Annotated in this window: 17 protein-coding genes and 1 pseudogene; 13 read left to right on the forward strand and 5 right to left on the reverse strand. The window is 42.1% G+C overall.

Annotation, left to right across the window (positions count from 1 at the left end):
- Nucleotides 1–285 precede the first annotated feature (285 nt).
- Entirely contained in the window at nt 286–1,443 is a 1,158-nt protein-coding gene (locus A0125_RS12805) for a BamA/TamA family outer membrane protein (protein ID WP_066756863.1), read from the forward strand.
- Between the two features lie 81 nt (nt 1,444–1,524).
- Here A0125_RS12805 and A0125_RS12810 read toward each other — a convergent pair whose 3' ends face one another.
- The 4 genes from A0125_RS12810 to A0125_RS12825 form a co-directional block, all read right to left on the reverse strand.
- Nucleotides 1,525–2,004 carry a hypothetical protein gene (locus A0125_RS12810; protein ID WP_066756865.1) on the reverse strand — a complete coding sequence of 160 codons (480 nt, stop codon included), beginning with the start codon at nt 2,002–2,004 and terminating at the stop codon, nt 1,525–1,527.
- A 98-nt stretch (nt 2,005–2,102) separates the two neighbouring features.
- The gene (locus A0125_RS12815) at nt 2,103–3,422 is read right to left on the reverse strand and encodes a sensor histidine kinase (RefSeq protein ID WP_066756868.1); all 1,320 of its coding nucleotides are present in this window, start codon (nt 3,420–3,422) and stop codon (nt 2,103–2,105) included.
- Nucleotides 3,423–3,442: 20 nt separating this feature from the next.
- Nucleotides 3,443–4,801, reverse strand: a complete 1,359-nt coding sequence (locus A0125_RS12820) for a sigma-54-dependent transcriptional regulator (RefSeq protein WP_066757269.1) — start codon at nt 4,799–4,801, stop codon at nt 3,443–3,445.
- A gap of 103 nt (nt 4,802–4,904) precedes the next feature.
- Nucleotides 4,905–6,218 carry a TolC family protein gene (locus A0125_RS12825; protein WP_066756872.1) on the reverse strand — a complete coding sequence of 438 codons (1,314 nt, stop codon included), beginning with the start codon at nt 6,216–6,218 and terminating at the stop codon, nt 4,905–4,907.
- 307 nt (nt 6,219–6,525) lie between these two features.
- Between A0125_RS12825 and A0125_RS12830 the strand changes: the two genes are divergently transcribed.
- The 7 genes and pseudogenes from A0125_RS12830 to A0125_RS12860 all read left to right on the forward strand — a co-directional run bounded on the left by A0125_RS12830 (nt 6,526) and on the right by A0125_RS12860 (nt 20,649).
- Complete coding sequence (locus tag A0125_RS12830) at nt 6,526–7,779, forward strand: efflux RND transporter periplasmic adaptor subunit (protein ID WP_066756876.1); 1,254 nt, start codon at nt 6,526–6,528, stop codon at nt 7,777–7,779.
- A gap of 19 nt (nt 7,780–7,798) precedes the next feature.
- Complete coding sequence (locus A0125_RS12835; RefSeq protein ID WP_066756879.1) at nt 7,799–10,168, forward strand: ABC transporter permease; 2,370 nt, start codon at nt 7,799–7,801, stop codon at nt 10,166–10,168.
- Nucleotides 10,169–10,198: 30 nt separating this feature from the next.
- Nucleotides 10,199–10,877 (forward strand): annotated as a pseudogene (locus A0125_RS12840) (ABC transporter ATP-binding protein).
- A gap of 87 nt (nt 10,878–10,964) precedes the next feature.
- Nucleotides 10,965–13,340, forward strand: coding sequence for an ABC transporter permease (locus A0125_RS12845; protein ID WP_066756882.1), 2,376 nt, complete (start codon nt 10,965–10,967; stop codon nt 13,338–13,340).
- Nucleotides 13,341–13,373: 33 nt separating this feature from the next.
- The gene (locus tag A0125_RS12850) at nt 13,374–15,800 is read left to right on the forward strand and encodes an ABC transporter permease (RefSeq protein WP_066756885.1); all 2,427 of its coding nucleotides are present in this window, start codon (nt 13,374–13,376) and stop codon (nt 15,798–15,800) included.
- Nucleotides 15,801–15,844: 44 nt separating this feature from the next.
- Nucleotides 15,845–18,223, forward strand: a complete 2,379-nt coding sequence (locus A0125_RS12855) for an ABC transporter permease (RefSeq protein WP_066756888.1) — start codon at nt 15,845–15,847, stop codon at nt 18,221–18,223.
- A gap of 23 nt (nt 18,224–18,246) precedes the next feature.
- Complete coding sequence (locus A0125_RS12860) at nt 18,247–20,649, forward strand: ABC transporter permease (RefSeq protein ID WP_066756891.1); 2,403 nt, start codon at nt 18,247–18,249, stop codon at nt 20,647–20,649.
- Between the two features lie 73 nt (nt 20,650–20,722).
- On the opposite strand, the gene bamE is transcribed toward A0125_RS12860, so the two are convergent.
- Complete coding sequence (gene bamE, locus A0125_RS12865; protein ID WP_066756894.1) at nt 20,723–21,112, reverse strand: outer membrane protein assembly factor BamE domain-containing protein; 390 nt, start codon at nt 21,110–21,112, stop codon at nt 20,723–20,725.
- Nucleotides 21,113–21,329: 217 nt separating this feature from the next.
- Between bamE and A0125_RS12870 the strand changes: the two genes are divergently transcribed.
- From A0125_RS12870 to A0125_RS12890, 5 genes are all read left to right on the forward strand, one after another.
- Nucleotides 21,330–21,677, forward strand: coding sequence for a hypothetical protein (locus A0125_RS12870; RefSeq protein ID WP_066756897.1), 348 nt, complete (start codon nt 21,330–21,332; stop codon nt 21,675–21,677).
- A 33-nt stretch (nt 21,678–21,710) separates the two neighbouring features.
- Nucleotides 21,711–22,640, forward strand: coding sequence for a helix-turn-helix domain-containing protein (locus A0125_RS12875; protein WP_066756900.1), 930 nt, complete (start codon nt 21,711–21,713; stop codon nt 22,638–22,640).
- Nucleotides 22,641–22,653: 13 nt separating this feature from the next.
- Nucleotides 22,654–23,295, forward strand: a complete 642-nt coding sequence (locus A0125_RS12880) for a DUF2911 domain-containing protein (protein WP_066756902.1) — start codon at nt 22,654–22,656, stop codon at nt 23,293–23,295.
- A gap of 153 nt (nt 23,296–23,448) precedes the next feature.
- Nucleotides 23,449–23,652, forward strand: coding sequence for a hypothetical protein (locus tag A0125_RS12885; protein WP_066756904.1), 204 nt, complete (start codon nt 23,449–23,451; stop codon nt 23,650–23,652).
- Nucleotides 23,653–23,742: 90 nt separating this feature from the next.
- Nucleotides 23,743–24,303: a type 1 glutamine amidotransferase domain-containing protein gene (locus A0125_RS12890; protein WP_066756906.1), complete on the forward strand. Its 561-nt coding sequence runs from the start codon at nt 23,743–23,745 to the stop codon at nt 24,301–24,303.
- Nucleotides 24,304–24,412 lie beyond the last annotated feature (109 nt).

Raw genomic sequence — 24,412 nt, forward strand, 5'->3', positions numbered from 1 at the left:
TATTTAGACAACTATCTTTTGGATAGCGTGTGCAAAAATCTTACTTTAAATTGACTTCTGCAAATTTTATTTCACTTTTCTTTTAAAGAACTTTTGAAGTGACACTTACTTGTGTTTTTCAATGGTGCAAAGATAGCGACTCCGTCCATATTTCAAAAAATATTTTATCATTTCTCCCCTACTTATCTGCATTTGCCTGATTCGCAACTATATAATTTTTACCCGAATTTCGGTCCTAAACGAATCACTGAATCTTTCCCTATATTTGGACACATTTAAAGAAGTATGAAATGTAATCTCTGGCAAGCTGTTTTGCTTGTACTATTTTTTGCGTCCCCGTTTTTGAGCATGGCTCAAGTAGAAGATGTTGGCCTTGTAAAGCGTACCTTCAACAAATTCTTCTCCCCACAACTTACCGATACCACCCGCGGTTCGAGCTTTTTTATATTGCCTGCTTTAGGGTATGCGCAGGAAACGGGACTTGAATTTGGAATAGCCAGTTCGTATAACTTTTATATGGATCGGTCAGATCCTAATAGTCGTACCTCGATGATAACTTTAATGGGAACTGCGACGACAGAAAAACAGAAGAATATTAAACTTAATACTGACATCTGGACTCGCGATAATCAATATCATATTTTGTCTGAAGTACGCTACCGCGATTGGCCATTCAATTTCTATGGGATTGGCAACAAGACCCAGCATGCTGATGAAGAATGGATTGGACATCGGCTATTTAGAGCAAGGATAGACGTCGAACGTAAAATTTTTCCAGCACTATACGCAGGATTGAATGCCAATTTTGAAAACTTTCATTTCAGCAGTGATGACCCTAACGGGATCTATCAAGGTGGCGCATTCACTGGGAAATCTGGCGGTAAACATTTGATTTTGGGCACATCAGTACTTTTTGATAATCGGAATTATACTACTTATACGACAAAAGGTTGGTATGGTCGCATCAAATATGGCTATGCACCAAACTTCTTTGGTAATGAAAATTTCAACGGCCATCAGCTAGAAACCGATTTTAGACATTATCGACCAATCAATGACCAACTTGCTATTGCAGCTCAGCTCGATTATCGAGGTACGTACGGGTCGGATCTACCTTTCTATGTATATAATGAACTTGGAGGAGACAATATGATGCGCGGCTATTATTTGGGTAGATATCGCGACAAAAACTTTGTAGGTGCACAGGTAGAAGCACGCTATCGTTTTCATCCGCGGTTGGGTATTACAGCTTTTGCGGGCTCTGGAAGTACGTTTTCCAATCAAAACAGTGTTCGCCTGATACCGAGTTATGGCGCTGGGCTTCGCTATTTTTTCAATCTTGAGCATCGCACCACCATTCGTTTTGATTACGCTATCGGAGAAAAACGCCCTGGTGAACAACGCCAAAAAGGTTTTTATTTGAGCTTGTCAGAGGCTTTTTAGTGACACACTGATCAAATTACAAGTTCAAAATTCTGTAACAGTTTTTTAAACGGTGATGCTGACAAGATGCATAAAGCATAATCACCGAATCCAAAAGGGATAACGCAGCTCAAAATTTTCCTTGACTTGCCCGGTACGCGAAATCAATATCCCGAAATGAAAAAGATCAATACTCACCGTTACTTGGTCTTCTTGCTGTGCGCATTGCCACGCATATCGGGATCGTTTGCTTTTATAAATGCCATCAACGATCAACAAAGCTTGATCACTTAAATGCTGGCATATAATTTTTTTTGAAAGCTCCTCAGCTTTTACTAATAATACATCACCACGCTCTTTTTGCAAATCATATACTTTCTCTTTGTTGCAATAATAAAGCACGCGCAATAATACCTGGCGATAATGTTGTGGTATGGTCTCCAAACCTTTCAACTCGGTCGACATCGATACCGAAGATCGGTAAACGGCTTGATCTGCTAAAGCATAGACGAATGGAGAATGTGTGCCGTGTCGGCTATTGGATCTGATGAAGTGCCTTATGTGCTGCAACAAAGTAAACATGTAACCAAAGATACGAGATAACGATTAATCGCCGATGGAAACACCCCCGAGATTGTAGTAAAATAGCCACGCGAAAAACAACATATAGGCTAGTAAGCTCAAAATTGCAGCGTGAAAACACTACCTTTTTGAGCCTCACTTTGCACGAAAATATTTCCGTTATGCACTAGCATGATTTGCTTGCTAAGCGTCAGACCGATACCGCTACCGGTCTTCTTCGTGGTAAAAAACGGTGTAAATATTTGCTCTTGAATATCCGATTCCATGCCTTCGCCGTTGTCTGATATCTTAAGTAGTACACGACCATTTTCTTCCAATGCCGACATACTGATGTAAGGCTTTTCGACATCTTTTACCGCTTCCATGGCGTTCAGCATCAAGTTGATGATCACTTGTTCGATCAGGTGCAAGTCGGCCTGAATCGTGGTACGCGTATTTTTCAGAATAATATCGACGTCCACGCCTTTTTGGATAAAGGAAGGTTCTAATAAATTGTAGATATTTTCAAATAACTGTACGACGGGTATTTCTGTAAACTGTGGCTTGTCGACTTTATTAATCAGACGATAGCTTTTCGCAAATTTAAGCAGGCCTTCGCTACGTTTTTTGATCGTGTGCACGCCCACTTTTACATCCTCCAATTCATCGCTATATGCCGTTTGTTCTAGGCGTTCGTGCAAAGTTTCGGCAATGGAAGATATTGGCGCTATGGAGTTCATGATTTCATGAGTTAGCACGCGCAGTAGCTTATGCCATGCCCGGTTTTCTGTCTCATCCATCGCATCGTTCACATTTTGGTACATCACGATACGATACGAGCCATTCTCTGTTTCAAATTCCGATACCTGTATGAGTAATTTGATGCGACCTTTGCTCGAGTGAGCCGTCTCGATATGCTGCTGTCCCATCTTGAGCTGCATCGTTTTCTCATATAGTTCTTCGCGGCGCTTTTTCAAACCTTTGATATTGCCTAAGTGCGGTGTTTCGAACATTTCTTTGAATGCATCATTCACCCACTCCACTTTGCCGCTATTCGCATGATAAAAGATGAGCGCAGAATCTAGCATATTAATCACCTTTGTAAGGTATTGATGCTGAATCTCTCGTTTTGCACTTACCTCCTTAAATGCCTCATTGATCCGGTTAAAAGAAGCGTACAATTGATTTTCGATCGTATGCGTTTTCTTGACTGCGTAGCGGCGTGTAAAATCTCTATACTTCACCGCTTCGGAAAATTCATCAATTTGTCGGTGAAGCCAAAGATGCCGGTTGAACCATCGGAAAACCAATATCAAAGCCAAAATTGCAGCTAGGATTGCATAAGCCAAAGCTTGCGCAAAAAAGAGGTAACCGGCTGCAGCACACAATACCATGAGTATCAATGCTCGAAAAAACTCTTTGAGATGCAGATTTCCCATTTTTTACAATGTCTTGAGCGCTAGATACCGTACTTTTCCATTCTGCGATATAACGCAGCGCGCGTTAAACCTAATTCGCGCGCGGCCTTGCTAATGTTGCCGCTGTAGCGATCCATCGCTTGCTGGATGGCTTTGCGTTCTAACTCTTCTAGATTGCGAGGCTGCTCGATGATCTGATTTTCGATGGATGGTGGCGATTCTATAGGTGAAAATAACAGATCTGAAGCGCGCAATCCACTATGCTCCGACATAATCACCGCACGCTCTATGCTGTATTGCAATTCACGCACATTGCCTGGAAAATGATATTGTCGTAATTTTTGGACGGCATCTGGCTCGAATCCTTCGATCGTTTTATGGTATTTGGTGATGTAATGCGCCAGAAAATATTCACCTAGCAAAATCACATCATCGCCCCTTTCGCGCAGCGGAGGTACTTGAATCTCTACCGTGTTAATGCGATAAATTAAATCTTTGCGAAAGCGCGACTCATCCGCTAGCGAGCGAATGGGCACATTCGTAGCAGATAACAATCGGATATCTACAGGCACAGGTTGGGATGAGCCCAAAGGCAAAACTTGTCGATTTTGCAACACACTGAGCAATTTGGCTTGCTGATGCAAACTAATATTGCCAATCTCGTCTAAGAACAGTGTACCACCATTAGCATGCTCAAAACGACCTTTGCGATCTTCACGCGCATCCGTAAATGCTCCTTTTTTGTAGCCGAAAAGTTCACTTTCAAATAAGGTTTCCGTAAGCGAGCCTACATCCACCTTGATATATGGCATCGCCTGTCGCAACGACTGCTTGTGCAACACTTGCGCAATCACGTCTTTTCCTGTACCGTTCTCTCCCATGATCAGGATGTTCGCATCCGTGGGCGCCACTTTACTAATCTTGTATTGCAGATCTTCCATTACAGGCGAATTGCCAATCAATGGGTTATCATCTCTCGATTTCTTATCTATTGACTTGTTGCTGCGCGAAGCCGGCTTTACTTCAGATAGCGCGCTTTCAAGCGTTTCCAACAATTGCTCATTGTGCCACGGTTTTACGATAAAATCCGACGCGCCAAGCTTCAACGCCTTCACAGCAAGATCTACTGCTCCATATGCCGTTATCATCACAACGCGTACTTGAGGGAACTTTTCCTTGATCGCAGAAAGCCAATACAGCCCTTCGTTGCCGGTATGAATAGTGCTTTTAAAATTCATATCCAGCAACACCAAATCCACCTTTTCTTTAGCAAGCACATGCAGCAATTGCTCGGGATTGGGCTCAATAAATACGTGGTGTACTTTGGGGCGTAATAGGATGCGTACTGCTGTCAGCAGATCCTGATCGTCATCCACTACCAGTATCGAAGCCTTTTTCATATTTTTCATTTGGTAGCTCTATACAGATTGTAAAGAGCTATACTGTGTATTTATTGGTAATTAGCGCTGTTGCATTATCATGTGCAACACAGGCTAAAGATAACTATAAATCTAACGAGCCAGAATAGAAATCATTGATATATTTTTGCAAAAGCCATTCGTAGCGCTTAATTACCAATTGATTTTGGGTATTTTCCAACTTATTCTTAGCCGTTAGATAAATGACCGAATTGGTCGCCCCCAAATCGAATTGTAATTGTGCTACTCGAAAAGCTTCGGCATAGCTCTGCTCCTGCTGTTGAAGATTATCTACATTTCTCCGCGCGATTTCTAGATCGAACACCGCTTTTGCTGTATTCTCCCGCAAGGTATTTAAGGCGATCTGCTCCTGCCATCTTACACGTTCCAGATCTACCCTTGCTAACTCCACGCGATTGCGCACCGTAAATTGATTAAATATAGGAATGCTCAATCCGACCGACACAAAACGACCTAGGAAATTTCTAGCCTGTGTAGGATATGAACTAGGATTCAAGCTGGAATAGTTTGTATTAAGACCGGCGTCAAATCGCAGCGAAGGAAAAAAAGCGGATCGCTCGCTTTTGATCATCTGTTCGGCTTCTTTTCTACGCCATTCCCAAGCTTGGAACTGCGGTAAGTTTTGCCGAGCAAGATCGTACAATCGTACATTGTCGCGCACCTGCATTTCGGCAGGAATATCAATTCGCCGCAGCGAACCAATCTGCTCCGCCGGCACACTCAACAATGTTGCTAATTCGGTACGGCTACTATTCAATCCTTGACGATTTTGCTCAATAGTATTGAGATTAGCACTATACTCACCTTTGATGTCATAAAAATCGCCCGGTGCCATTGCGCCTTCGCGATGCATCACTTCCGCATTGCGAAGCCGCTCTTTAGTAACTTCGAATTGCTGGACGGATTGCGTGACCAGATCTTCTACCGTAAGTACCTGAATATATGCGGTAATGACATCAAGCTTCAGCACATTAATCTGACCATCAAACTCTAACTTACCTGCCTCACGCGCCGACGAACGCCGACGAATCTCGTGCAAAATACGAAAGCCATTTTGTAGCGACAGCCCTGAATTTAGATTCATATTTCCCGAATTCACCGTTTCTTCCACAAACTGATTCGTTGTGGGATCTACATTCCGTCCGGTACTAATTCCGTGGCTGATCCCGCCATTCAATGTTGGAATTAGGATTTGTTTTGCCTGTTTGTATTGTATATCATTGGCCCTTAGATCCAATGCAGACTGCCGCAAGGTCGGATTATTCGCCACGGCCAACTCCAAACAATCCGACAAGCTACGAATGCTGTCTACCTGAGCAAAAGCCTGCGTAATGTACGTGATGAGTGCGACGATAAGAAGGATTAGTTTGTACCACATTATTGTATTCGTTTGCTTCGATCAATTCACAGCAAGTGCCAAAGTTGCAAAACACTGATTATCAACAAAAGAACATCGAACAGCGACCGCTTGGTGTTCATTTTCGAACAATCTTTGTTCGCTACTGAACAACAGCCAAATTGTCCATCTTCGCACATTAAGTGTACGATATCGAACATGAACCGCACCACACATCGATATAATACTCATAAAATCAGGTTATTACGTTTTTGGCACATCATTGTATATAGATGGATGGCGAGCAATATGCCAATAGTAAATTAAACATTAAATATCTGCTGTACCGATGGACAGAGCAATTGAGAAAAAAAAGTGGGGAACTAAACGAATATTGACGATTATAGGCGTGTTGGCTTTGGTCGGATTAATCGGCGCGAGCTATTACTATACCAGCGGCAATAGTAGGCTCAATGTAGATAGCGAGCGTATAAGCATTTTCGAAGTCAAAGAAGGAACATTTCAGGAGTTTATCCCAATCAATGGAACCGTGCTACCGATCAGCAGTATTTACCTAGATGCTTCTGTGGGCGGACGCGTGGAGGAAAAATATGTAGAAGATGGCGCACACTTGAAAAAAGGTGATCCTATTATGCGCCTTTCTAACACAGACTTAGAATTAAGCTTGGTCAATCAAGAAACACAGGTACTCAATTTGTTGACTCAGGCACAAATCGCACAGACTAATGCACAACAAGTCACGATATCGAACCGCAATCAAATGGCCGATGTAGAATTGGCCGTTAAAGAAGCGGAACGCCTGTACACGCTCAACAAGAAACTGTACGAAGAAAAGGCTATCGGCTCACAAGAATACCAGAAATCAGTCAATGATTATAACTACCAAAAGCAACGCATTGAGCTGACTAGCCAAATCTTAAAGCAAGATGAGGTGTCGAATAATCAAAAAGCGGGTCAAGATCGTAAAACGTACGAACGTACGCAAAGCGCGCTGGAGCTGATGCGCCAAAAAGTGGGTGACTTGATCGTACGATCACCCGTAGATGGACAATTGACATCCTTTGATGCGGAAATTGGACAAAGCAAAAATGCGGGCGAGCGATTAGGACAATTGGATGTACTTTCGGGCTTTAAAGTACGCGCTGATATTGATGAGCACTATATCAACCGGATCTTTCCGGGTTTAGCAGGCCAATTCACGATCAGCGGCAAACCGTATAAATTGGAAATCAAGAAAGTCTATACGCAAGTAAAAGACGGCCGTTTTCAAGTTGATATGGAATTTGTGGGTGAAGCGCCATCCGGCATTCGCCGTGGCCAAACGCTGCAGACTCGTTTAGCACTAAGCGATGAAACCAAAGGTATTTTATTAGCCAAAGGCGGTTTCTACCAACAAACGGGCGGCAACTGGATCTTCAAACTAGATAAAGACGGGACAACGGCTTATCGCATGGATATCCAATTGGGGCGTCAAAATCCAGAATATTATGAAGTAATTGGGGGGTTGAAGCCGGGCGACAAAGTCGTGGTATCTAGCTACGAAACGTATGATAAAGTGCAGGAACTGAATATCAAGAAATAATCATTAACCGCAACAAACCATGATCAAAATCTTTATCAAATCGGCCTTTCGCAACCTTTGGAAAACCAAAGGATACAGCTTTCTGAATATTTTTGGGCTAGCGGTAGGTATAACCGCAGCAGCACTCATATTCCTATGGGTAGAAGATCACGTGACCAAAAATGATCACTTCCCTAACAAGAAAGACATATACGTAGTAAAATCCACGCAGAAGTACGACGGCACTACCTACGTATTCGAATCCACGCCCGGCCCATTTGCTAAAGCTATTAGCGATGATATTGCCGGCATTAAATATGCAACCAGATTGAACTGGGGAGATAATCTCCTTTTATCCTTAGGAGACAAAGCCATTAACCAGCGTGGTTATTATGCGGATCCAGCTTTCTTGGATATTCTCTCTGTTGAATTTTTACAAGGTGATCGCCGCTCGGCTTTTTCAGAACTGAACAATATCCTGCTGAACGAATCTACCGCAAAACGTCTTTTCGGGAACGAATCGGCTCTAAACAAAATTATTAGGGTGAACAATGATGAAAGCTACACGGTAAGCGGTGTAGTGAAGGAGTTTCCAATCAATAGCAATTTTAAATTTGATTGGATTATTAACTTTAAGAAATACGAGTTAGCTAATCCTTGGCTAGAAAACTGGGATTCTAATGGATTGATTACTGTAGTACAGTTGGATCCATCAGCCAGCTTGTCAGCTGTTAATGCTACTATGTTAGATTTTGCCAAAGCAAAAACGAATGGTGAGGTGACGTTTTATCAAAACTTCCTCTATCCGATGAACCGTTGGACGCTCTACAACTCCTTTGATAACGATGGTGTGGAGCGCGAAGGTGCACTTAAGCATATCCGTTTATTTAGCATTATTGCTTGGGTAGTTCTGTTGATCGCTTGCATCAATTTTATGAACTTGGCTACGGCACGTTCCGAGAAACGCGCCAAAGAGGTTGGAATGCGTAAGGTGGTGGGCGCTAAGCGCTATACGCTGATTTTGCAATTTTTAAGTGAGGCATTAATTAGTGCTGCTTTTGCCGTAATCTTGGCTGTTGGACTTATTCACCTCTCTATCGGTTCTTTCAATAGCTTGCTCAACACGAACTTGACCGTCGATCTACTCGAACCAGCACATCTTTACTTTCTCGGTGGAATTCTATTAACCTGCGGCTTGCTGGCAGGTAGTTATCCCGCTTTTTATCTTTCCTCTTTCAACCCTTTAAAAACTTTAAAAGGCGCCAAACAGAAAGTTGGAACTGCCGGATTCATCCGTCGTGGTTTGGTGGTGTTACAATATACCGCTTCGGTTTTATTAGTAATTTGTACCGTCATCATCTACCAACAAATCCAACACACTAAAAATCGAGATTTAGGCTTTGAACGCAGTCAGGTAATCAACACTTCTCTTCAGGGAAATATGGCCAAACACCTAGACGTCATTAAAGACCATCTCAAGGCAACAGGCCATATCGAAGATGTTGGGGTGAGTGATAATAACATCATGGATATTGGCTCTAACGCCAGTGGATTTGATTGGGAAGGTAAAGATCCGAAAAGTCATATTCTCATTAGTATTTTGAAAGCCGACGATGATTTTATCCCTAGCTTGAGCATGACGTTGCACGATGGCAGAAACTTCAAACCACATTTCACAGGCGATAGCACTTCCGTAATTGTGAATGCAACATTAGCCAAAATGATGCAAGCGGATGGCATGGTGACCGGACAGACTTTGCATTGGAACAATGAATTGCACACAATCATCGGTGTAGTCAATGATTTCATGTTCAACAGCGTTTTTTCGGTCAACCCCGAACCGCTCGTTATTTTTCCGACCAATTATGAATATGGAACGCTCTATATCAAAACGAAGGCAGGAGTAGATTTACCTGAAACGCTATCGCAAATCGAACGCATTATCAAAGCGAATAATCCAGAGTATCCGTTTGAATACCGTTTTCTGGATGAGACCTTCAACAGTAAGTTCACGTCTGTGGTACGCGTACAAAACTTGGCTTCGATATTTGCGGTACTTTCCATTTTCATTTCTTGCTTAGGCTTATTTGGATTGGCATCCTATTCCGCAGAGCAACGCGCCAAGGAAATCAGCATCCGCAAAATATTAGGTGCTTCTATTGGTCGCCTCGTAGGCATGTTAAATAAAGAATTTATCGTGCTGGTCAGTCTTTCTTGCTTGATCGCTTTTCCTCTTGGATGGTGGTTTATGCACGATTGGTTGGGCAGCTATAAATATCGCATCGCCATCAGTTGGACGGTGTTTCTGTTGGCCGCCTGTCTGGCGATTCTGATCGCTGTACTCACGGTGAGTTCGCATGCTTGGCGTGCGGCAACAGCCAATCCAACAAAAACATTAAAAGAACAATAAACAAGACACCCACAATAAAAGAAACAGCATATGATTAAGATAACTAACCTCCAAAAATTTTACCGTACCGAAGAGGTAGAAACGGTAGCCTTGAATGACCTGAATATTCACGTACAAGAGGGCGAATTTGTCGCCGTCATGGGACCTTCAGGTTGTGGAAAATCAACCTTATTGAATATCATCGGACTATTGGATGATTTGGACGAAGGCAGTTATGTATTTAACAATGTGGAGGTAGCCAAATTCAATGAGCGCAAACGCTCGGACTTGCGCAAGCACAATATCGGTTTTGTCTTTCAGAGCTTTAACCTGATTGATGAATTGACGGTTTTTGAAAATGTGGAATTACCCTTGATCTATACCAATGTACCAGCGGCCGAGCGCAAAAAAACGTGTGGAAGAAGTATTGGAAAAAGTGCAAATCATGCACCGCCGCAATCACTTCCCACAGCAACTTTCTGGTGGTCAGCAACAGCGTGTGGCGGTAGCACGTGCCGTAGTCAACAATCCGAAACTGATCTTAGCCGATGAGCCAACAGGTAACTTGGATTCGTCGAATGGTAATGAAGTGATGAACTTATTAACCGAATTGAATGAAGCTGGCACCACGATCGTGATGGTAACGCACAGTGAGCACGATGCGAAATTCTCCGACCGCGTGATCCGCATGCTGGACGGACAAGTCATTATGGAAACCACCACCGTTTAATCTCCTGCAAGCAAGCTAATTGTATTCGTCCAGAATAAAAGCCGAATAACAACATCATTATCAACTACCTAAAACAACTGATTAATTATGAATACGGAAAATATCAAAACTGCTTGGCGTAGACTGAAAAACAACAAGTTTTATACAGTAGTAAATGTGTTGGGACTTGCCGTTAGTTTAGCGACAGCTATCTTGATCATCCTGTGGGTACAAGATGAACGTAGTTTTGATCGATTCCACACCGATTCGGAACGCATCTATAAAGTCAATTCGCATATGCAGTTTGGCGATACGCCCACTGTGTGGGAAGGTGCTCCTGGTCCAGTAACTTTAATCGCTCGAAATATACCTTTCGTGGAAACTGCAACGAGAGTAACACAAAATTCGGGCGGTTTGCTTGAAAACACGCATACCAAAGCAAAATCTTTTGGTGACAAAATTGCCTACGTAGATGAATCTTTCTTTTCCATATTTCATTTTCCACTAAAGCAAGGGCATATAACAACATTCTTTGAAGATCAACGACACATTATACTGACACCAAGAACTGCAATTGAGCTATTCGGCAGTGAAGATGTGGTTGGTAAATCGTTGGAATGGCAAGGTGAGCCAATGACAATCACAGGCATTCTGAAAGAAGTTCCGCAAAACACCAGTCTTACTTTCGACGCTTTGATACCATTGAGTTATTATGCTGCCCAATTCACCAAAAACGGTGGCAACATGAATTGGAAAACAATTGATGAAGATTTGGGTAATTATGCTTTTAGCACCTATATCAAATTACAACCTAACGCAGAAGCAAGCGTTGCTAGCCAAAAAATATCGGAAGAATTCAAAAAATTAAGAAATGGCGAATCATCTAATGTTTTTTCTGTAGACAAACTGGCTGATCTACACCTGATCTCGGCCGACGGTAATAAATCAGCACTGCGTTTGGTACAAGCATTTACCATTATTGTGGTTTTGTTATTGGTTATCGGTGCCATAAACTATGTCAACCTTTCGACCGCACGCTCACTAGAGCGCGCCAAAGATGTGGGCATCCGCAAAGTGATCGGAGCGAGTAGAATGCAACTATTTTCTAGTTTTGCTATCGAAACTGCTCTTATCTTTTCTATCGCACTTCTAATCGCTGTACTCTCCGTCTGGGCGTTGATTCCAGGATACAATAGTATATCTGGTAAATCTTTGGTTTTTTCCCTCAGCAATATCAATGTCTGGATTTATATCGGTATTGCGATCGGAAGCACCTTGCTCTTAGCAAGCATTTATCCTGCACTGCAAATGGCATCTTTTCATACGTTGCCTGCCCTCAAAGGAAAATCTACTAGAAATAGTTCGGCCTCTTTTTTAAGAAAAGGATTAGTCATCTTTCAGTTCAGTATTTCGATCACCCTAATTATCGCCACGCTAATTATCAAAAATCAATTGGATTACATACGAGAGAAGAATTTAGGTTACGACAAAGAGCAGGTTTTTACCGTAAATCTGGACTGGGATGCCGTGCAAGCTTATGATGCGATACGAAACGAACTAGCTTCTTCACCTGCCATTCAAAGCACGGCGCTAACAGGTGTGTACAATTTAGCGGACCACGGCGAAGCCACAGGAGATCTGGAATGGTCGGGCAAGGCACCGGGAGAATCAATTATTGTTACTCAAGCAAGCGTGGATAAAAACTTTCTGCCACTACTCAATTTAGAACTATTAGAAGGGAAAAATTTTACTGGACTGCCTGTTGATTCGTCCTCCTTTATCATCAATGAGGCGCTGGCAAAGCAGATAGGTTTGAAATCGCCCTATGTCGGTCAATCGCTCAAGTTTCACGGAATGGACGGCCAAATTGTTGGCGTGGTTAAGGATTTTCATTACAAATCCTTGAAAGAAAAAATCGGGCCGATGCTAATGTGGACGCATTGGTACCGTAGCTGTTTGTACGTAAAAGCGCAACCCGGTATGGTGCAAGAAGCAATTGCTGCTGTAGAAGCACAGTACCAGCAGTATTCTACGGATTTCCCGTTCAAATACGCATTCTTAGATTCGAAGTTCGAGGAATTGTATAAGTCGGATAACCGCACGGGCCTGCTGTTCAATATTTTTTCGGGTATCGCCATATTTATTTCTGGGCTCGGTCTTCTGGCGCTGACGACGTATGCGGCGCAGATTCGCATCAAAGAAATTGGCATTCGAAAAGTGTTGGGAGCCAGTGTTTTGGGCATTATTCATTTATTGAGCAAAGAATTTATTGTTTTGGTTTGCATATCCATTGTCATAGCAAGTCCAATCGCGTACTACGTGATGGACGAATGGTTAAGCAATTTCTCGTATCGTACTCACGTCGATATTCACGTGTTTTTCGCTGGCGGATTACTCGCTATCGCCGTGGCTTATCTCACCATTGGTTTTCGAGCGATGCAAGCCGCGATCGCTAATCCGATAAAAAGCTTGCGTGATGAGTAAAATCAAACATCTCTATAAAAACAACCATCTATCATGACTAAGAACGACATAAAAACCACCTTTCGATACCTTTGGCGCAATCGCCTATTTACCGCCTTAAACATCGTTGGCCTATCAATCGGTATCAGCGCTTGCTGGCTCGTATTTAGCATGGTGCATTACGAATTTTCATTCGACAAGAAAATTCCGGACCTGGAAAATATCTATCAAATCGTCACAGAAATTCAATATGAAGAGGAGCATCATCATTCTGCCGGTGTAAATCTTGGCCTAGCTCTGCTTATGGAAGAACAAGCGCTAGATGACGCACTAGTGGTACCTGTTTATAAACAATATTTCGAACGGTTTATTGCACCGCAAAAAAAAGAAAGCGAAAAGCAGGTGGTGTTGGAAGACCAAGAAAATGTAATCAGCACACACACAAGTTACTTCGAGCTCTTGCCTTACGAATGGATCGCCGGCAATGCTAAAACAGCCTTTAACCATCCTAAAAACATCGTACTCATCGAAAGCAAGGCCAAAACGCTATTCCCAAAAGATGATATCAGTTCTATTTTAGGCCGTGTAGTACTCGCAGATACAACACAATTTGTCGTGTCGGGCATAGTCAAAGATCTTTCTTTTCCAAGTAGTTTTCAAGCGCAAATCTTTCTACCTGTGCAGGATTCGGAATGGAAGCCCGAATGGAATTCTCGAAATTCCGCACATCTTTTATATGTAAAAACGGCTAATAAAGCTTCCCTTCAACACTTATTGCGTGCAGGACAAAAACGGTATCAAGAAATAGCTGGAGAAGCTAATGCAAAACACGGTTACACTTCCAATTTTGTTTCGATGCCATTAGCAGAGAAGCATTTCAACACGGATTATGACATAGACGGCTTGGTAGCCAACAAAAAAGTAATTTACGGGTTGATTGCCATTGGTGCTTTCTTGCTCATATTGGCTTGCATCAATTATGTAAACTTGAGTACAGCTCAAGTGCCACAGCGCGCAAAAGAAATCGGCATTCGAAAAACCCTGGGTGCCAGACCGCTTTCTTTAACATTTGACTTCTTGTTAGAGACATTTTGTATATGCTTACTTTCTTTGTTGCTATCGTGGCCAATCGTATCACTATTTCGCAATCTGTACCCAGAGTTTTTACCTGCAGGAATGGATTCTTACAGCAACACCTGGATAATCGCTGCTTTTCTACTAGTACTTACGGTTATTATTACCGTACTTGCAGGGTTGTATCCTTCTTACTTAATCAACCAATTGCGTGTAATAGAAACTTTAAAAGGGAAGCTAGAAACGCGCATTCAAGGAACCAAACTCACCTTACGGAAGGGATTAATAGTGTTTCAATTCATAATAGCACAATTCTTCATTGTTGGTGCGCTCATTATGGCTTATCAGCTCAACTTTACATTGACCAAAGATTTGGGTTTTTCGCACGACGCGGTGGTGACCGTACGCATGCCTTTTAAATCTTATCACAATGCCGACGTTGCTCCTGCGCTCTATAAGCAAGCTTTAGAAAAACATCCAGAAATAGCAAAAATCGCCCGAGGGCACGAACCTCAAAATCAAAACCATTGGGGAAATACATACAGTTTTGCAGCAGATACTGGCCGAGTACGATTTAACACTCCGCTAAAGTATATCGACGAAGATTTTATCGATTTATACGAGATAGAGTTGCTTGCTGGTCGCAATCTTAAACAAACCGACACGATATACGATGTACTAATCAATGAATCGGGGTTAAACGCTCTTGGACTGCGCTCTCCTAATGAAGCAATCGGTAAGCAACTACTACAGGGCGAGCACAAAGCTTTACCAATTGTGGGTGTCTTTAAAAATTTTCACCAAAAATCCCTGCGAACACAGATCGAGCCGCTCATATTGGTATCCTCCAACAATTCGAATCAGTTGCAAACGTTTCATATCAAGCTACCAACGGACAGCAAGCTATGGCCAAAAGCATTTGCTATCATGGAACGGGAGTGGAAAGCGTTGTATCCAGACGCTCCCTTCGGATACCAATTTGCTGATGAGAAAATTAAGAATCTGTATGAGAAGGAACACCGCACGGCCAAACTCATCGATCTCGCTACTGCCGTCACGATATTTATCAGTTGCTTAGGTTTGTTTGGCTTAGCTACGCTGACTGCTGTACAGCGTACCAAAGAAATCGGTATTCGTAAAGTGTTGGGCGCTTCTGTCGCTAGTATTTTGGGGTTGTTATCGAAGGATTTTGTCAAAATCATATTGATCGCAATTCTCATTGCTTCACCCGTGGCATGGTGGGCGATGAACAAATGGTTGGAAGATTTTGCGTATCGAATTGAGATCCAATGGTGGATGTTTGCGATTGCGGGCTTAGCCGCCTTGATTATTGCTTTGCTCACTGTGAGTGGGCAGACGCTCAAAGCTGCACTAACTAATCCCGTAAAGAGTTTGCGAGATGAATAAAAATAACGGTGTAACTAACTTTTTCTCACATATTTTAAAGTACTATGATTAAGAATTATTTTAAAATGGCATGGAGGACGTTAAGCAAAAATATGTCCTATTCGGCGATCAATATCGTAGGATTGTCCGTGAGTTTATGCGCTACTATCCTGATTCTGCTATGGGTGTGGGACGAGCTTAGTTTCGACCGTATGCACGACAAAGCAGAACGTATTTTTCAAGTTTCAACTACTTTTGATAGTACTTCGGACAATGCTTGGCCTGTTGGTTCGGCTCCCCTGGCAGAGTTCGGACAAAAGGAGATTCCAGCAATTGAAGCAAGCTGTAGATTTAGCAATAGCGATGCTATTCTAATAAAAGAAAATGATAACCAGCCTTTCGAAGAATCTGGAAAATACATAGACGACTCTTTCTTCCAGCTATTCGATTTTCCGTTGATCGCGGGCGATCGCGCGCATCCGTTCTCTGATAAGCACGCCATTATCTTAACTAAGTCTTTAGCTCAAAAATACTTTGGCAACGACAACGCACTAGGCAAAAGTGTTCTGGTAGATTCCGATCCATCCTCCGGATTGGGCAAGCAACCATTTACCGTAACCGCGATTATCGACGATTTTCCTTTGAACTCGTCGGTCACAGCAGATTTTCTCTTGCCATTTGCGCTTCTTGCCGATACGTGGGAAAATGGAATCAATGACGAATGGGGAAATTTTCGCTTTCCCACATTTTTCTTACTCCGTGATGCAAAAGAAGCGGCTGTAGTAGGAAAGCAACTGGCCGATATGCACCGCAGGCACAATGATGCGGATATTTTTAAAGGCCTAGTGTATTATATGCAACCGTTCACGAGCGTTCATCTTTTCAATGCGAAAGGACAAGAGCGCGGTATGCAGCAGGTCCGAATATTTATTATTGTAGCGATGGTTACGCTACTAATTGCCTGTATAAATTATGTGAATTTGGTCACTGCCCGATCTAGCAGACGCATGAAAGAAATAGGCATGCGCAAAATTTCTGGCGCGACACGGATCCATCTTTTCTGGCAATTTATTACCGAATCCTTTGTCGTAACCCTGATTGCGATCGTTTTAGCATTGGGTTTGGCTTATCTTTTTCTTCCCATTTACAACACGCTCTCTGGCAAGGAAATGATGATCCAATTGAGCGATATAAGACTATGGCTTGTATTTGCTGGCTGCTTGGTGCTTGTTTTGTTGATGGCGGGCGTTTATCCTGCGCTTCTTTTATCCACTTTTAGACCTATTAAAGCACTAAAGGGCTTTATTATAATGAGTGGAAGAAACAATAGTTTTCGTAAAACGCTGGTTGTCGTGCAGTTTGTGTGCTCGGTGGTATTGATTATTTCCACTTTAGTGATTGGCCAGCAATTAGAATTTATACGCCAAAAAGATTTGGGCTATGATAAGGAGAATGTCTTCATTTTTGGACAGCAAAACTTTGCTTCCAAATTCGAGGCGATTAGAACTGAGTTGATGAATAAACCTGGCATAATAGGCATTAGCGCAGCTTCTAGTGATATTTCTAATATCGGTAGTGGCACTGGCGATATAAATTGGGAGGGAAAACCTGCTAGTATGTCCAATTTTATGATCAATAAGATTGCAGTAGATCATGAGTTTGTCGAGGTGATGAATTTGGAAATACTTGCAGGAAAATCATTTACTGGCACACCTGCTGACTCTTCGTATATTTTACTAAACGAAAGTGCCATAAAGGCTATGGGATTAAATGATCCTGTTGGCAAATCTCTTACGTTTATGTACCGGCCGGTCACTATTGCGGGTATTATTAAAGATTTCCACTTTGCAGATCTTAAAAGGGAAATTGAACCTTGCGTATTATATAACATGGGACTACGTGCTCCGCTTGGCGCTATGTATGTGCGCACAGCAAGTGGCCAAGCAGACCATGCGCTTGCGGGCGTTCGTCAAATCTGGTCGCGCTACAACGCTAACTTGAACTTTAACTATAAGTTTTTGGACTCGGCGTTCGACGAACAGTACAAATCAGATATCCGCGCTGGAAAACTATTCAAAATTTTCGCTGGTATTGCCATCCTTGTATCTTGTTTGGGTTTATTCGGTTTGGTCACCTTTACGGTCGAAACCAAAGTAAAAGAAATTGGTATCCGCAAGACATTAGGAGCTTCCATATCTCAAATCATCATCTTCATCTCCAAAGATTTTTTGAAGTTGGTAGGTATCTCCTTCGTTATTGCATTTCCGTTGGGCTGGTGGATGATGAAGCGCTGGCTCGAAGATTATGTTTATCGCACAGATATTGCTTGGTGGGTTTTTGTCTTTGCGGGGATTGGCGCTTTCGGAATCGCAGCCATTACGGTGTGTGGAAAATCGCTTCGAGCGGCTAAATCAAACCCAATTAATAGTTTACGTAATGAATAATAGCACCATAAAAACCTAGAAAAATGACATTCAACTATCTGAAGACTGCTTGGCGAAATTTTAAGAAAAATAGCTTTTTTTCTGGTCTTAACGTATTGGGTTTGGCGATTGGCTTTGCTGGTTTTATCTTATCGTATCAATACATTAACCGAGAAACAAGCTTTGATCAATGGAATCCAAATGTAGACAACATTTATCTGGTAGGTTTGACGTACAATGGCGAATACACGGATCAAACTCCGCCTTCGCTTGCGCCAGCCATTATGAACGAGTTTCCGGAAATTGTACTTGCTGGGCGGGCAATACCTTACATGTATGGCTCCTATCCTATTTTCGGAAAGGAAACAGCTTCCGTTAAAAATGCCTTAATGGTGGATTCGGCAGCAGCTACCATCTTTCAAATGAAAATGAACGATGGCAGATTGTTTACGGAATTGGATAAACTGGAAGGAACCATTGCCAATGAAGCCATTTCGTCGGTGCTATTTTCAAAAGACTCATTGCCTACCGCAGAGGCGCCTTTTGAACTGAAATCACTGTCGCTGTACCAAGACTTTTATGAAACGTTTTATGGTGTACTGGAAGAACGAAAGCCTTCCGTACTGGATTATGATATGTTGCTTGTAAAGCGTGTGTATGATGAGGTAGAATATGAAAATCCCTATACTTTTCAAACTTATATTCTGGTCAAGCCAGAAACGAACATTGCCGCATTAACAGCCAAAATAAGTAGCTACTACGAGCAAAATACCGCGCATCACCATCTGGTGAAATCTTCTGCTTTTGCACAAGGCAAGGTCTATTTAGATCCGCTCAGCAATCTTCATTTGCAACCCAAGCACGGTTCGAATATGCCCTACATCACCATCTGGGTTTTAGGTGGATTATCCGTGATCATTTTAATGCTATCGGCGATTAATTTCACCAATCTGGTGATTGCACAATCCGAAAATCGCGGCAAGGAGATTGGTATTAAAAAACTATTTGGTGTACCAAGAAGCTCGTTAATTGTGCAATTTATGCTAGAGGTATTCATTCAGTGTCTGCTCGCTGCTGGTATCGCTTGGTTTGTATTGATACTTTCGAGCAACGCCTTACAAAAATGGTTTAACGATGATCTGTCAGAATACCTGTACCATAGCAATACCTTACTACAATTATCTATCGCCATTATCGTAACCACAGCAGTAGCGGGCATTTATCCGGCGTTGTTTTTATCCGGTTTTAAGCCCATGGCTATGTTGCGCGGCAATATGCAGACAGCACATACGCGTATCGGTTTTCGCAACGTGCTACTTACTTTCCAATTTATTATCGCCAGTATCTTTATTTCGGGTATTATTATTATCAACAGCCAGCTCGATTATATGCGTTCTGCGGAGCGTGGTTTTGAAACCGAGCAAGTAGTGAGTTTTAAAGGACTAACATTGATGTATGCCGTAGGCAATGATTGGAAAAAAGACTTTCGTAATCGATTGCTAAATAGCGGAAGCATCACACATGTAGCCACCACATCCAATAGCCCGGCCGAAGGCCAGCCTCCAGTTAAAAAACAATTTGTAGGGCCTAAAAAAACGACCGAGGTAGATCTGGTAGGTGTAGATTTAGATTATTTCGACTTGCTTTCTATTCCTGTTGTGGCTGGTAGAGTCGCCTTGAGTGATGCAGAATTTGAGCAAGATACGGTTAATCATTTTGCAGTAATCAACGAAAGTATGGCAAATGCTATGGCAGTTGAAAATCCGCTAGGGCAAAAAATAAGTGGTTGTAATACGGACTTTACTATTATTGGTATCGTAAAAGATTACAAAGCCTACGGTTTTGAGAATAAAGTACCGCCTTCTGTATACAGTTTTAAAGATGAATGTGGCCCTAGCTCATACAAACTAGATCTATTGATTCGTACGGAAAAAGGAAAAACCAAGGAAGCAATTGCAGCGATGGATGCCGAATGGAAACGCAATCCCGGTTCGGAGCGCTTACCGCTCGACTACACCTTTATGGACAGTAACTATGCCCAACTACAGGCAAAAGAAGAGCAGCTAAAAAATGTATCTAGTGCCTTTGCTGCTATTGCTATCGTCATCGCGGTTTTAGGTTTGTTTAATTTGGCGGCGTATCATGTCGCTTCCAAAAAGAAAGAGGTTAGCATCCGAAAAGTACTCGGAGCCAACATCCTACAATTGTTTTTCTTACTCAACAAACCATTTTTAAAGGTTTTTATAATGGCCAATCTCATTGCCGTACCTATCGCGTATTTTCTATTGCAACGCTGGCTAGAAAACTTTGCTTATCAGATCAATTTAAGTCCTTGGCCTTTTGTGATTTCGGCCTTCAGCTTAATAATCATTATGCTCATTACCATTTCTGCGCAGTCTACGCGCGCGGCCATGGCCAATCCGGTAACAAGTTTGCGCGACGAATAATACCACCTACATATCGTTGTTTATTTTGTGAATTGATATGCAATTCACAAAATAAACAACGATTCTATACCATTTATCGACGAGGGCGATTTTGCTGATAATCCTTAGATCGGTTTAATATCGCGCGGCGAAAGGCTGCATCTGTTTCCCAATTTTCTCCTGGCCCCCACTCAAACAATTCATTATTGATGAAGTAGGTCCAAATAGGTCTTGATTCCACTTGATCAGTCAGCGAATTAGATTCATTGCGCACATATTCAAGTACTTCGATCTGATCTCCATTTTCGGTGGTATACGCAGAAACGACCATGCTGGGTCTGCCTAGTACTTCGACCACCTGTTCTCTTGTCATCCCCAAGCGCACATCGAACATCGTCAAAGCCAATTGTCGCTGATACATAGCACAATTGGATAGTAAGAAGATACTTAATAGCAATACAATACTTCGAAATTTATTTTTCATACACTTGTTAGTTAGTTTGTTGTTGGACTGGAAAATATCACGGAGTATTAATCCGAATCTGTCTAAATCCAATCGCAGGCAAAGATAAAAATTTTAACCGCGTTGGGTAATTCGTAATAGATATACATCGGTTCGTACAAAACAAGCTGGCGGCGTATGAGAAATATCGCGCCGAAACAATACCTTTGTATTCGTGAAGCGCTGCATAGTCATTATAATGAGCCTAATACTTTTCGCACAGAGTATTTCTGTGTTGGGAGTGTATGCTAGTTTCTATGCAAATAGAGAGTATATCGCAAAAAATCTGTGTGCTTACCGCAACGTCAAAAATTCGGCATGCGGTGGTGAATGTATTTTGATGAAAAAACTCAAACAAGCTCAGGATCAACAAAATGATGGGCTTGATCGGCTACCACAGGCTTCGGTATACCTTGTACCTTCTTTTGGTTTTACTTTATCCACTCCATATGAGGCCAGCACTTCTTTAAGCAAGATGTTGTGTTGCCGTACTTCCACCTATTCATTCGCTTTTCATAGCAGATTATTGCGCCCACCGTTAGTGTAACCGCACAATTAGATTCTCAAAGTTTACTTTCTTATGGGGATTTCGCGCGTTGTACCTATCGCACGGAAAACCCCAGATTATAACAAATCCAGACGGAGCAAAACGGCTATGGAAACTTCATTACCCATACTAAACATTAACGACATACTGCACGATGCAGATCACTTCTGCTTATTAGATATTGGGGCTGGTGGGCTTGCTTTAATGGAGCAATTACATCGACCTAACTTTTTTTCGATGTTACTCTTATATCACGGTACTGCCAAGCTATATAGCGAAGGTAAACATCTGAATTTGCTACCTTATCAAGTGGTGATGAATCGTCCATTGGTCGTAAATAGCCTGCAAATTGCGTCAGAGAGCAAGGGATATCTGCTATGTTTTACGGAGAGTTTTTTCTCCCTTCGCTACAATAGCAATGTGTTACATCAGTTTTCTTTTTACCAAGCGCAACAAACCGTAACTTTTTTTCAGATTCCAGAACGAGAGCAGTACAAATGGCGCACCTTGCTGACCTTCATGCTACAAGAGCAGATGCCTGCTATACCAAGAAGAAATGCTTTGCGCTCCTACTTAAATATACTTCTGCAAGAAGCAGAAATTTTACAAGGTGGAAATAGAACAAAAACGGATGCACCACCGCACAAAGAGAAAGTGATGCAGTTTATTCAATTGGTTGACCAACATTACATTCGGCATAAGAACCCTTCTTATTATGCCGAGAAACTCCATATTTCACAAAGTTATCTGAATAGACTTTGCAAAGCGCAGCAGGCATTGACTAGTGGGCAGATCATTAAACAGCGCGTTTTGTTAGAAGCCAAAAGATTGCTGTTGCATACACCGCAGTCCATCTCCGAAATTGCCTACACTTTAGGTTTTGAGAGTCCTTCCTATTTTAATACATTTTTTAAAAAAGGTGTTGGTGCAGCACCCGAACGATACCGAAAAAAAGAATCTTAAACTATATTACATTATGTCCTATAACACCACACTCCTCTTCCTAACAGCAGTATTGTTTACTTCTCTATCTATTTCTTGCGGAGATCGTCAGAAAGATAAAACCAATGCAGCAACCGATCCACATGCACATCATCAACAAGCAACGACAGATAGCCAAGGTTATATTGATCGCTTAAATCAAGGATTAATTAAACAAGATACGTTGAAGGGAAGTCCTAAGCGCGTAACTATGGAAAATGTAGGCAACACACACGTTCACCTCACCTATCGTTCGCCCGGTGTGAAGGATAGAATAATTTGGGGCGGATTAGTTCCATATGGTCAAGTGTGGGTAACAGGCGCCCACACCGCCACCAGCATCATGTTCACATCAGACATCACGATTGACGGACAAATTGTGCCGGCTGGTACGTATGCTATTTTTACGATTCCAGAAAGGGAAGATTGGACGTTCATCCTGAACAAGAATTACGAACAACATTTAGCGGATGACTACAAACAGGAAGAAGATGTACTACGTACTACAGTGCGACCGCAAGCGCATTCGGCCACTCCGAGGCTTACATACCAGATAAAGAGTGTGAATGCACAAAGTGGAGTTATTCGCCTTTTATGGGAAAAACTCGAAATCACCGTACCTTTTACCACAAATTAGTAGTTCAAAACTGTATAAAGATCAGCCCAGTAGCTTTCATACGCAAGCTTCATTAAATACGGTAACCATCTGAGTACAAACCCCCAAATTGAACTTTGGGGGTAACATTTCTATCCGGTTTCTGTTGTCCATACAAACAAAGGAAGAAACGTTATGAAAAAATCCTATTTAGTAGCGATAGCAGCATCGGGTATGCTTGGTATCATGTCATGTGCAAATCCAGAAGCACAGCGCGAAGATAATATGCATAATTCTCCAAATGAAGTAAATCCTATGCCAATGACGGATACTACTGCACGCGACACACTTTCAGAGGATTCACTGAATCCGATGTTAGATACACCGACAAACCCTTAACATTTATTAGCTCACGCGCTGCCTATGTAGTTTGCGAACGAATAGTAGCTGATAATAACATATTAAAGTAGCATAAAACATATAAAAATTATGGGAAAATTGACAGAGAAAAAGATAGCAATATTAACGGAAGATGGTTTTGAAGAGATCGAGTTGACGAGCCCAAAAGAAGCTTTAGAAGATGCTGGAGCAACCGTACATATCGTATCACCTAAGAGTGACGTCGTACGTGCCAAATCTGGCGACGACTGGAAAGGAGATTACAAAGTAGATCGACCACTTGATGGCGCTTCGGCCAATGATTATGATGGATTGTTGATCCCAGGTGGCGTCATTAACCCCGACAAATTACGAGTTAATGAGAAAGCTTTGAATTTTGTAAAAGCCTTCTTTGACGCCGGAAAACCTGTATCTGCGATTTGTCATGGCCCACAAGTATTGATTGATGCTGAAGTGGTAGAAGGACGGAAAATGACTTCCGTTGGCGCTATCAAAAAAGATTTGATCAACGCTGGAGCACATTGGGAAGACAGCGAGGTAGTTACCGATCAAGGTTTGGTGACCAGTCGCACGCCCGAAGATCTGCCAGCATTCAATAAGAAAATTGTAGAAGAATACGCCGAAGGCAAACACCAAGGACAGCATGCTTAATAGCAGCTTACTATCATATAATATCTTAAGAGGATGACTTCATGTAAGGTCATCCTCTTTTTTTTTATGTCTACTCCCGTTTGCAAACTAGAGGTATACTAAGAGGCTA

Origin of the sequence: Sphingobacterium populi, from assembly GCF_001586775.1 — a bacterium.
GTDB classification, from domain to species: Bacteria; Bacteroidota; Bacteroidia; order Sphingobacteriales; family Sphingobacteriaceae; genus Sphingobacterium; species Sphingobacterium populi.